Genomic DNA, 10,605 nt, shown 5'->3' with positions numbered 1-10,605 from the left:
GTTCCAATCAACTTATTCAATAAAAAAAGTCTGCAATAAATCCTAATCAAATAGCCTTTACTTAGAGTAACCTTACTGTTGTATATTAATCTGCTTGTAGGTCAATTAATGCCGAACATTAATTGAACTGATCAATTTAAATTGTTTTTCTAAAAATTAGCTTATAATTTAACTTCTGAAATAATCATTACTAGTGTTATTGGAATCATGAAAATGATAAAACATATTAACTCATTCCATTATTAAAGAATCCGAAAAATAATAAATTCATCATTAAATAAATTTTCATTTAATGTCCGTTTTCCCTATTGACCATTTTATATTTAAACACTCTGAAAAAGTAATACTCAAATAGTATTACTTTTTAATCAGCTAGAACTCCATAATTAGCAATTTTTATGGTGTTGCCACTTTTTTATTCTTTTTTATTTTTCCAAATGGTTTAAAATACGTAATGAATGTCATGAATGCTAAACAACTTAAGTTAAATATCCCTGTTATAATAATCGAAAGCCAAGTTGACTCAAATTTATTTTGATTAAGTGCACTCGCCCCAATTCCTTCTGCGGTTTTTACTAAATACGCGAACCAATCATTTATTAAAAAGATACCAATCAGAATAATTAAGACAGTTAGAACGAGTTTTATAACAACCCAATAATGTTTTACTAATCCCCACTGCGTCCAAACAGAGAGTAAAATCCCAGTAACTAAAGTTGCAAGTGCAGGATATTTTAGTAAATTTTCATCTATGATCTGCATACTCGATAATGTATAAATAAGCTGCTCTGAGTTTTGCGCATTTTTTAAATAGAATCCTAATATTATTAAACTTAATGTACCTCCAAACCAAGCACATACTGCTAAAACATGTACACTAACTAATATATTTTTTTTTGTTAAATTTAATTTCTTTTTAGCCACTACTATGTTCCCTCCGTTTTTATTAATTTTATACTTTTCATCATAGTGGCAAGATATAAAACTACTATTATCAATTTCTTAAATAATTCTTAAATCATTTCTTAATTGAAAAATTGCTTTTTGTTTGACGACCAGAAAAAGTTACTTCCCCACTGTTTTAACATGAAAATATTTGTATTTATTTTGATGAAGTCTTGAAATTAATGTATTTTCTCATTGAATATGAAAAAGAGTCATCCAATAAGCCAATTTACTAACTCATAGGATCACCCTTTAATTTAAATTATTGAAATTTAATCTTTAAACCGATATCCCGCTCCCCATATCGTCTCAATATAATTCGGATTGGATGGGTCAACTTCTATTTTTTCTCGGATTTTACGAATGTGGACAGTTACAGTTGAAATATCTCCGACCGTTTCAAATCCCCAAATTCGATCAAATAGTAATTCTTTACTAAATACTTTATTTGGATTTGAAGCGAGAAAGGTAAGTAAGTTAAACTCCTTCGTTGTGAATATTTTTTCTTCTCCATTAACAAGAACTTTTCTAGAATCTTTTTGAATTGTAAGTCCCCTTACTTGAAGTTCTTCTTCATTAATTTGACCTTTATTTGCTAAACGTTGATACCTTGAAAGATGAGCTTTAACCCTAGCAATTAGTTCACTTGGACTAAATGGTTTCACGATAAAATCATCTGCCCCTAGACCGAATCCCCTAATTTTATCAATATCTTCTGTTTTTGCTGAAACAATTAAAATCGGGATGTCTTTACTTTCTCGGATTTTTTTACATATTTCAAATCCATTTAATTCTGGTAACATTAAATCGAGTATAATTAAATCATATTCCTTCGATAAAGCTTTTTGAAGTCCGATTTTCCCATTTGATTCTATTTCAACTTCAAAATCATTTATCTCTAAATAATCTCTTTGTAATAATGCGATACTTTGATCATCTTCAATAATTAAAACCTTTTTCATTTTGTCACCTTTTATATTCATTTCTTATTTAATGAAAGAAAAATGTTTGTATATTCACCAATTTGACTTTCTGCCCACACTTCTCCACCGTGCTCTTCAATGATTCTTTTTGCAATAGCCAACCCTAATCCTGTCCCACCTGTTGAAAGATTTCTTGAGGGATCGGCTCGGTAAAAACGATCAAAAATAAACGGAAGCGCCTCATTCGAAATCCCCTTACCGTTATCATGAAATTTTATCGTTATTTTTTCTTTGTCATCTATTAATTTTATGGTAATTTGTTTTTCATTTTTATCCATGTATTTCAAACTATTTTGAATGATATTTGTCATTACACGTTTGAATTGTTCTCGGTCTATGAGTACAATACTATTTTCTCGATCCACATTCTCATGATAAGTAATACTTACATTTATCGGTTCTAAATCAAATTTCAATTCCTCGATCCGATCGACTAAATAATCATGAATATTTACTTCTTCAAAATGAAAGGGTACTCGTTTTAAATCTAACTTCGAATAAAGGAATAGCTCATTAATCAATTGATCCATATCCAAGGTTTTCAGATAAATGGTTTCAATATACCTTTCCATTTTTTCTGGTGTGTTCGCCACGCCATCTTTAATTCCTTCAATATATCCCTTTATTGATGTAATTGGCGTTTTTAAATCATGTGAAATATTGGCAATTAATTCTTTTCGATTCTCTTCGTATTTTTTCTGTATTTCAGATGACTCTTTTAGATTTCTTCTCATTAATTCAAAGCTTATAGCTAATTGACCGAGTTCATCATTATTAAGTGGTTTAACTTCAAAATTTAAATTCCCTTCACTAATTTGTTTAGCAGCATTTGTAAGGTTTTTTACTGGTCTTAGTATAGTTCTTGAAACAAAATATGATAGCACTCCATTTGTAATTGCAAAAATTGGGACAATGATTCCGAATCGAAAAAAATAAAACGAATGAGGTGGATGATCATTAAATTTAGGAACAAAAACTTTATAGTAAAACAAACCGAGTAAAATCTCGATGAGGATAAAAGAAATGATTGGAATAACAATCATAGCAATATTAGATAAGATTAACCGTTTTCGAATCGACAAAATATATTCCAACTTTCAGGCGAGTGATGAACTATTATTTTATTTCATTTTTGATACTTATTTGTGGCATAGTATAATTCAGAAAAATTAATTGCCTATTATTAAATTCTTAAATAATTCTTAAATTTTATACTACCATTCGCCAGAAAACTATATTTAGGGAAATATAAAAAAAGTGTGACGCATTCATAAGCGTCACAATTTTCATTAAAATAATGATGTTTTCTACAGGCTACCAATAAAATTCATTTTTTCTACTTCCATCAAATCGTAAACACCATCGATTAGTTTTCGAACATCTTGTAAAGTATTTTGCAAATTAACAGATGCCCCTTTTGTACCTGTGAATTCTTCAGCTACGAAAAATGGTTGAGTTAAATAGGCTTCTAATAATTCACCACGTTTATATGTTAATTTTTCATTTTCGGGTAAAGAATCTAATCCATGTACTGCTACTAATGATCTCAACTCACGATATCGACGTAGTAATTTCTGAGCTGCTTTTTGCACTTGGTTGTGGGTTTGATCTGGTTGATTATCTTCTAAAACTGTGGATGTTGAATGAATAGGATTAATTGCAGGATATTTATGTCTGAAAGCTAAGTCTGCATCAAACTGCCATAATGTTTCTAAAGGTCCGTAAGGGAAATCTTCGTCCACCGCTTCTCCTTTTAAATCAACTAAAAATGTAGTTACATCTTCAATACCGATATCTGCTAATTTTTGTTGGAGAAGGTTTATATCACCTGTAATGACGTTTGAACGATCCGCTGCGAAAGCAAACTCAACATTTTTTCCTGCTTTTGCAATCGCTTCATAAACTTCATCAATTGAATAACATACTAAATTTACATCAGCTAAAATATCGTCAATTTCAGGATGCTCACCTTCTGGTTTTAGTAAAATCGTATAATATGAATCATTCTTTAATTTATAAAACATTTCTGCTAATACAACTAATTGACCCATGCCTGGTCTTGCAACTAACCCGACTGTACCACCTTTTACTAATGGAGCAAATAAATCAAGTGTTTTTATTCCCGTTTCAATCATCTCAATCTTCTCCCCTCTAATGATCAGTTCATCCAATGTACATTCTGCTAAAGCAGCTAATGCGACTAGTGTTCTTACTTCTGATCGACCAATTGGAATTTTTCCAGTACATAAATTTGAAACAGTTGCTGGTCGAAGTCCAACAGATTTTGCAGAAGTAGTCAAATTTGGTACTCTACGGCGTAATAATGCGACATTCAAGCGTAAATTTTCCATTTTCATCCTCCTTTAAGTTTAATTTATTCGAATTTACAGAATTATGAAAGTTTTTTACTTTATAGAGTAATTTTTTTACTTTTAAAAGTAAAAATAGAGATTATTCACTAAAAGCGCTTTATTTTTTTGAAAATAATTGGTTTTTTTAATCAGTAGAACTAAGTAGAATTTCCTATTTATATACATTAAAAAAAGAGAAGTGGATCAGTCTTCTCTTTGATGTGTTTTTAAATGCAATGATCATTCTAAAAAACCTTCATAATAATGAGCTTCTTACTATAATGCCAACATCGCTAATTAAAATGGATATTTAACTATCAGCCCAAACAAATAACATTAATTTTCATACTTTAATAAGGATTAAACTAAAAAAGGAGTTGATAAAATGAACTTTTTCCCTCAATATCGGACATTTCCAGGATTTCCAGGACAACCGGGCGGATTCCCAGGGCAACCAGGTGGATTTCCGGGACAACCGGGTGGCGGAGGTCAAGGCGGTACTCAAGGTCAACCGACTGCACCACCACCTTCATTCACTCCAACAATGTCTCATGCTACAGCATTCGCAATAGATCCAGGTGCAATTGCTGGTTGTCGATTTAGAAATACTTATGTTTGGTTGAATAATGGAGAACAATTTTGGTACTTTCCAACCTTCGTGGGCAGACATTCAGTAGCAGGCTGGAGATGGATTGGCTGGAGATGGGTTTTCTTTGGAATTGATACAAGACGAATTAGATCGTTTACATGCTTCTAAAAACTATCGCTACTTTAGCAAAAAGCCTTGTGATTAACAATCACAAGGCTTTTTTAACGAAAGACATTTCCAAATTACTAGTATATACGTTTACATGATTTCTACCATTTATTTTAGCCAAGTATAGTGCTTTGTCGGCAAAATTTATGCCTTCTACTATGTCAATAGAATCATTTGGCACTAAATTTACCAACCCAATACTAACACTTATATATGGGGAAACTAATGACTTTTCATTCGGAATCTTTAAATCTACTATTACATTTCTAATTTTTTCTGCGATTTTAACTGCTTCTACTTCACTTGTTTCTGATAAAATACCAACAAACTCTTCTCCACCATACCTTGCAGAGAAATCATCATCTCTTAATAAATTGATCGAAATGGCATTTGCTACAGTTTGTAGACATTTATCCCCTTCTAAATGCTCATAAGTATCATTAAATGTTTTAAATGAATTAATATCAATCACCATAATTGTAATCGGAGTTTGATTTGTCCTGGCCTCATTCCATTTAATTTGAAAAACTTCATCAAAATATCGTCTATTTGCTAATCCTGTTAAACCGTCAGTAATGGATAGTTTATGTAATAAATGATTCGCTTGTTGTTTTAAAATCATAATCTTTCTAATTATATAAATGCTCTAATTGGATTGTAGTTCGACTGCTAGTAGAGTTAAAACTTTATTCATTTGAGTATCTATAATAGAGCCTTTAAACTTTTTATTTTCAGTACTATTTAATAAATAAGCCCATCATTAAAGTATTACAGTACTTTCCATTTATATAAGTATCTTCTTTCATTACACCTTCGATTTCAAATCCTAAATTTTTATACAATTGAATGGCTTTAAGATTATCTTCGTTCGTAACTAATTGAATTTTTCGAGTTAGTTCATTTTGTTTAGCCCAATCAATTAATGATTGCATTACTAACTTCCCTAAACTTAATCCCCAATATTCTTTTTTAACTACAATGCCTAGCGTACCAACATGCTTTGTACGTTCCTTTTGACTGGAATTGATCGAACCGATACTTATTATTTGATCATTGATCGTAACTAATAAAATAATTGAATTTTTTTCATTGTAGGTATCTTCTAAAAATGTCTTATATTCTGCTTCATTTCTTTTAAACTCGTTGCCTCCAAATGATAAAAAGTTCGTTTCTCCACCTACGATGTTATAAAAATCTATAATTGATTTAGCATCAGTTCCTGTTGCTTTACGAACTTTTACTATTTCACCATTTTTTAATTTTAATTCAAACATTCTATTACTCCTTCACAAATTAAAAATAGCTGCATAAGCAGCCATCTTAACATTTACATTTTATTAAACTAATATTCTAAATACAGTTTATCATATACCATTTAAAAATCCATTTTATTCTCAACAATCTTTCTTTTCTCACTAGTAAGAACAACTAATAGCGCTCCACTCAGAACAATAGTCCCACCTAATATTTGTAGTAAACTCATATTTTCATGGAATAGAATGGTTGAAAATGTGATTGTCACTACTGGTTCAACCATACTTAATACTGCCCCTTTTGTCGGTCCTATTCGTTTTACACCAGCAAAAAATGTACCCATTGATATAACACTTGATATAATTGAAATTCCTAAAATTGAGATCCATCCAATAAATTTAAAATGAATGTGTATCGTGCTTGTTGATACGCCAACTAGTAAAAATGATATGCTAGCAAATAAAGATATATAAGCACTTGTTACTAATGGAGGAACATGTATCGAAACCCTTCCACCAACAATTATGTATATTGAGTAAACGATTGCTGCTGCTAATGCTAATATGATTCCAAATGGATTTATATTTTCTGCAGGAGCTCCCAACACTAGTACAATTCCAACCAACGATAGTACAATTGATAACATTATATTTTTTGTTAATTGCTCTTTATTTACTAAAAATGATAGAATCGCTACAAAAATGGGATATAAATAGAGAATTAATGCAGCTAATGAAGCAGGAATATATTTTACTGAACTAAAATAAAAACTTGATTGAAGCATATACAATACTCCACCTAGTAAAACAAACAATACTAATTGTTTTTTCGTAATTTTAACTAATTTTTTACTAACCACTAAGTAACTAAAGAACATAATTGTCGCAAATGTAAACCTTAAAAATAATAATGTATTCACACTTACATTTTGATCATAAGCATAAAGTGCAAAAATAGGCATTAATCCAAAAGCTATTGCAGATATTAAAATTAATATATAACCGAAATACAAAGCATTTTCCCCTTTCTGTACCATTTATCTGAATATTTTAATTAATAGATAACAGTTTAACATAAAACTCTATTTCAATCTCTAGCCATTTACACAGTGTACATAAAAATTATGCAGGTCAAAGTTTAAATATAAATTTTAAGGGAGTGATGAAAGTGGAATTATTGGGAATTCATCATGTTTCACTACTTACTACAAAGGCTGAAAAAAATTACGAGTTTTACACTAAGGTTTTAGGGATGAGACTTGTTAAGAAAACTGTAAATCAAGATAACACTTCAAGTTATCACTTATTTTACGGTGATGCGAAAGCAAATCCCGGGACAGAAATAACATTTTTTGATATCCCTCATCTAGGAACTACATATCCAGGTCACTCGATCGTATCTTCAACTTCATTAAGAGTTGCCACAACTGAGTCACTACATTATTGGAAGAATCGCTTTGAAGAGCTTAATATTTCACATGATGAAATAATTAAAAGAGCAAATCGAGATACACTCGCATTTCAAGATTATGAAGGTACAAGATTAATTTTAGTAGCAGATAATGGTGAAAAAGGTGTTTCACCGGGTGCTCCATGGAATAAATCAGATATCCCAATCGAACATGGAATTGTTGGCTTAGGTCCAGTGACACTTACCGTAAATGATTCGATTCCTACAAGTAAAACTTTAACGGATGTTTTAGGTTTTAGACTTGTTGGTACTTACCCTTCTACAGAAGGGAATTTTGCATGTATAGAAGTTTACGAAACCGGATTAGGTGGTGCTGGAGCAGAAGTGCACTTAGAAGTAAGACCAGACTTACCAAGAGCCAGACCAGGACGTGGTAGTGTACATCATGTAGCTTTTAGAGTACCGAACATAGAAGAATATAATAAATGGGCCGACAAATTAAATTCACTTGGGATTACGAATTCAGGAAAAGTAGAACGCTACTATTTTAAAGCACTCTATTTTAGAGAACCTAATCATATTTTATTCGAATTATCAACTGATACCCCTGGATTTGATGTAGATGAAAATATTGATACGTTAGGTGAACGGTTAGCATTGCCTCCATTTTTAGAGCCTAAACGTGCTGAAATCGAAGCAAGTTTGCGACCATTAGACTTTAATCAAAATTAAAATAGAAAAAATATGAAAAAACATAAAAGGAAATCTTATAAGTACATTAACTTATAAGACTTCCTTTTCACTTAAATAAATAAATCTAATATTAATGTAAAACCAAACGCTACAAACGAAAGAAGCGTTTCCATTACTGTCCATGTTTTGAATGTTTCTTTTACAGTTAATCCTAAGTATTCTTTTACTAACCAAAAACCTGCATCATTTACATGTGAAAACATTAATGAACCGGCACCAGTTGCAATTACAAGTAATTCTAAGTTTACACCAGTCATATGTGCCACTACTGGTGAAACAATTCCAGCAGCTGTTGTTAATGCAACCGTAGCAGAACCTGTAGCTATTCTAATTAAACCTGCTACTAAGAATGCAAGTACGATTGGTGATAATGACATTTGTTCAGCCATAGTTGCAATGGCAGTACCTACACCGCTTTCAATTAGAATTTGTTTAAATGCTCCACCTGCACCGATGATTAATATAATTGAAGCTAAAGGTGTTAAACATTCATCAGTTAATTTTTTGATTAAAGTTTTGTCCATTCCTTGGCGATACCCTAATAAATAATAAGCTGCAAAACAAGAGATTAATAGAGCAATTACAGGGCTACCGATTAAAATTAAGAATTTAGCAATTGCACTAGGTAGAGATAAGTATGGTGTAATTACCGTTAACACCATAAGTAAAACTGGAAGTAAAATGATGAAAAATGATACACCTGTACTTGGTAAAGCATTTGACTTCGTTTCAACCCGAATTAATTCTGGTTCACCAATTGGTGTTACACGTTTGTGAATCCATTTTGAAAAGATCGGACCTGCAATGATTGCAGTTGGAAAAGCAATGATTAATGAATATAGTAGGACGCGTCCTAAGTCTGCATTATAAATACCAATCGCTGTCATCGCACCGGGATGTGGTGGCACTAAGCCATGCACAATCGATAACCCGGCAAGTACTGGGATACCAATTAATAGAATATTTGAATTCGTAGATTTACGAATTGATATAACAAGAGGTAACAAGATTACTAGACCTACCTCAAAAAATACTGGAATTCCAATAATAAATCCTGAAAGCAACATTGCCCATGGTAGGTTTTTCACGCCGAATTTTTTAATAAAGAAATCAGCTACTTGCATACCTGCACCAGAATCTGACATCATTTTTCCTAAAATCGTACCTAAAGCTAAAATTCCAACAAGATGGCCGAGAACGGCGCCAACTCCTGTTTCATAAGCAGTTACAATTTTATCCATTGGTACGCCAGAAAAAATGGCTAGGAAAAGGCCTGCAACTGATAAGCTAATAAATGCATGCCATTTCCACCACGATACTCCTAAAATAACGATAACGATTGCGACTAATGTAATTCCTATCAAATATAAATCCATTATTGCACACTCTCCCTTAGTAATCGCTTACATTTTTTAAAATAAAGATAAATTACTGTGTTGAATCATTGTAGGTTACAACGTAATTTTGTTTGGCCGTATTATAGTAACCTTCACTGATTTCTAAAACATTTCCATCTTCATCACTAGAACGACGTATTCTTTTTAATGTGGTTGTGCCTTTTTCTAAATTTAAAATCTCACAAACATGATCCGGAGCAACTGCTACTGCAAATTCATCTCTGAATGACTCTAATCGAATATTATTTTCTTCTAAGAAACGATATAAGGAACTAATCTGTATGTCTTCTATTTCTTCATCCATTACATCAATTGAAATATAGTGCGTAAAGTGAATATATGGTTCATTTTCCAGTAAATAAATTCGCTCAATTTGGACATATTTATCACCAAATACAGAATAAGGAATAGAATCCACTGTTATTTCCGGCTTTTTTATACTCAGTACTTTTTTAGTAATATGATGTCCTTCCTCTACTAAAATTTCTGTAAAACGTTTCCCTTTTGAAAGTTTTGCGCTCGTTACATTCGCAATAACCTTTGTTCCTTTACCACTTTTCTTTTCTAGATACCCTTCTTGAACAAGTTCTTTTATAGCATTTCTAATCGTAATTTTACTAACACTAAACTCTTCTTCTAACTGAGGTTCAGAGGGAATATTTGTGTGAATTGGATAAACTCCATGTAAAATTCGATCCTTTATCATCTCTTTAATTTGTAAATATAATGGTCCTTTTTTACGATTCACACTCATT

The 10,605-nt window shown here is 31.5% G+C and carries 11 protein-coding genes; 2 read left to right on the top strand and 9 right to left on the bottom strand.

Annotated elements, in window-relative coordinates; genetic code table 11:
• Positions 1-396: 396 nt before the first annotated feature.
• The 4 genes from ABEY15_RS14855 to ABEY15_RS14840 all read right to left on the bottom strand — a co-directional run bounded on the left by ABEY15_RS14855 (position 397) and on the right by ABEY15_RS14840 (position 4,279).
• Positions 397-924, bottom strand: coding sequence for a hypothetical protein (locus ABEY15_RS14855; protein ID WP_429890945.1), 528 nt, complete (start codon positions 922-924; stop codon positions 397-399).
• Positions 925-1,217: 293 nt separating this feature from the next.
• Entirely contained in the window at positions 1,218-1,907 is a 690-nt protein-coding gene (locus ABEY15_RS14850) for a response regulator transcription factor (RefSeq protein ID WP_429890944.1), read from the bottom strand.
• Between the two features lie 17 nt (positions 1,908-1,924).
• Positions 1,925-3,010, bottom strand: coding sequence for a sensor histidine kinase (locus ABEY15_RS14845; RefSeq protein WP_429890943.1), 1,086 nt, complete (start codon positions 3,008-3,010; stop codon positions 1,925-1,927).
• A 225-nt stretch (positions 3,011-3,235) separates the two neighbouring features.
• Positions 3,236-4,279, bottom strand: a complete 1,044-nt coding sequence (locus ABEY15_RS14840; protein ID WP_429890942.1) for a hypothetical protein — start codon at positions 4,277-4,279, stop codon at positions 3,236-3,238.
• Between the two features lie 385 nt (positions 4,280-4,664).
• On the opposite strand from ABEY15_RS14840, the gene ABEY15_RS14835 reads away from it, so the two are divergent.
• Positions 4,665-5,036, top strand: a complete 372-nt coding sequence (locus ABEY15_RS14835; RefSeq protein ID WP_429890941.1) for a collagen-like protein — start codon at positions 4,665-4,667, stop codon at positions 5,034-5,036.
• A gap of 40 nt (positions 5,037-5,076) precedes the next feature.
• On the opposite strand, the gene ABEY15_RS14830 is transcribed toward ABEY15_RS14835, so the two are convergent.
• The 3 genes from ABEY15_RS14830 to ABEY15_RS14820 all read right to left on the bottom strand — a co-directional run bounded on the left by ABEY15_RS14830 (position 5,077) and on the right by ABEY15_RS14820 (position 7,302).
• A complete protein-coding gene (locus ABEY15_RS14830; protein WP_429890940.1) occupies positions 5,077-5,658 on the bottom strand; it encodes a GGDEF domain-containing protein in 582 nt (193 codons plus the stop codon).
• 115 nt (positions 5,659-5,773) lie between these two features.
• The gene (locus ABEY15_RS14825) at positions 5,774-6,310 is read right to left on the bottom strand and encodes a GNAT family N-acetyltransferase (RefSeq protein ID WP_429890939.1); all 537 of its coding nucleotides are present in this window, start codon (positions 6,308-6,310) and stop codon (positions 5,774-5,776) included.
• 101 nt (positions 6,311-6,411) lie between these two features.
• Positions 6,412-7,302, bottom strand: a complete 891-nt coding sequence (locus ABEY15_RS14820; RefSeq protein WP_429890938.1) for a DMT family transporter — start codon at positions 7,300-7,302, stop codon at positions 6,412-6,414.
• 155 nt (positions 7,303-7,457) lie between these two features.
• Between ABEY15_RS14820 and ABEY15_RS14815 the strand changes: the two genes are divergently transcribed.
• The gene (locus tag ABEY15_RS14815; protein ID WP_429890937.1) at positions 7,458-8,432 is read left to right on the top strand and encodes a ring-cleaving dioxygenase; all 975 of its coding nucleotides are present in this window, start codon (positions 7,458-7,460) and stop codon (positions 8,430-8,432) included.
• A gap of 71 nt (positions 8,433-8,503) precedes the next feature.
• Here ABEY15_RS14815 and ABEY15_RS14810 read toward each other — a convergent pair whose 3' ends face one another.
• Entirely contained in the window at positions 8,504-9,829 is a 1,326-nt protein-coding gene (locus ABEY15_RS14810; RefSeq protein ID WP_429890936.1) for a gluconate:H+ symporter, read from the bottom strand.
• 52 nt (positions 9,830-9,881) lie between these two features.
• On the bottom strand, positions 9,882-10,604 hold the full coding sequence (locus tag ABEY15_RS14805) for a GntR family transcriptional regulator (RefSeq protein WP_429890935.1): 723 nt from the start codon (positions 10,602-10,604) through the stop codon (positions 9,882-9,884).
• Position 10,605 lies beyond the last annotated feature (1 nt).

Origin of the sequence: Gottfriedia acidiceleris (assembly GCF_050457485.1) — a bacterium.
In the GTDB taxonomy this organism is placed as follows: domain Bacteria; phylum Bacillota; class Bacilli; order Bacillales; family Bacillaceae_G; genus Gottfriedia; species Gottfriedia acidiceleris_D.
This window is presented reverse-complemented; position numbering and strand designations above follow the sequence as displayed.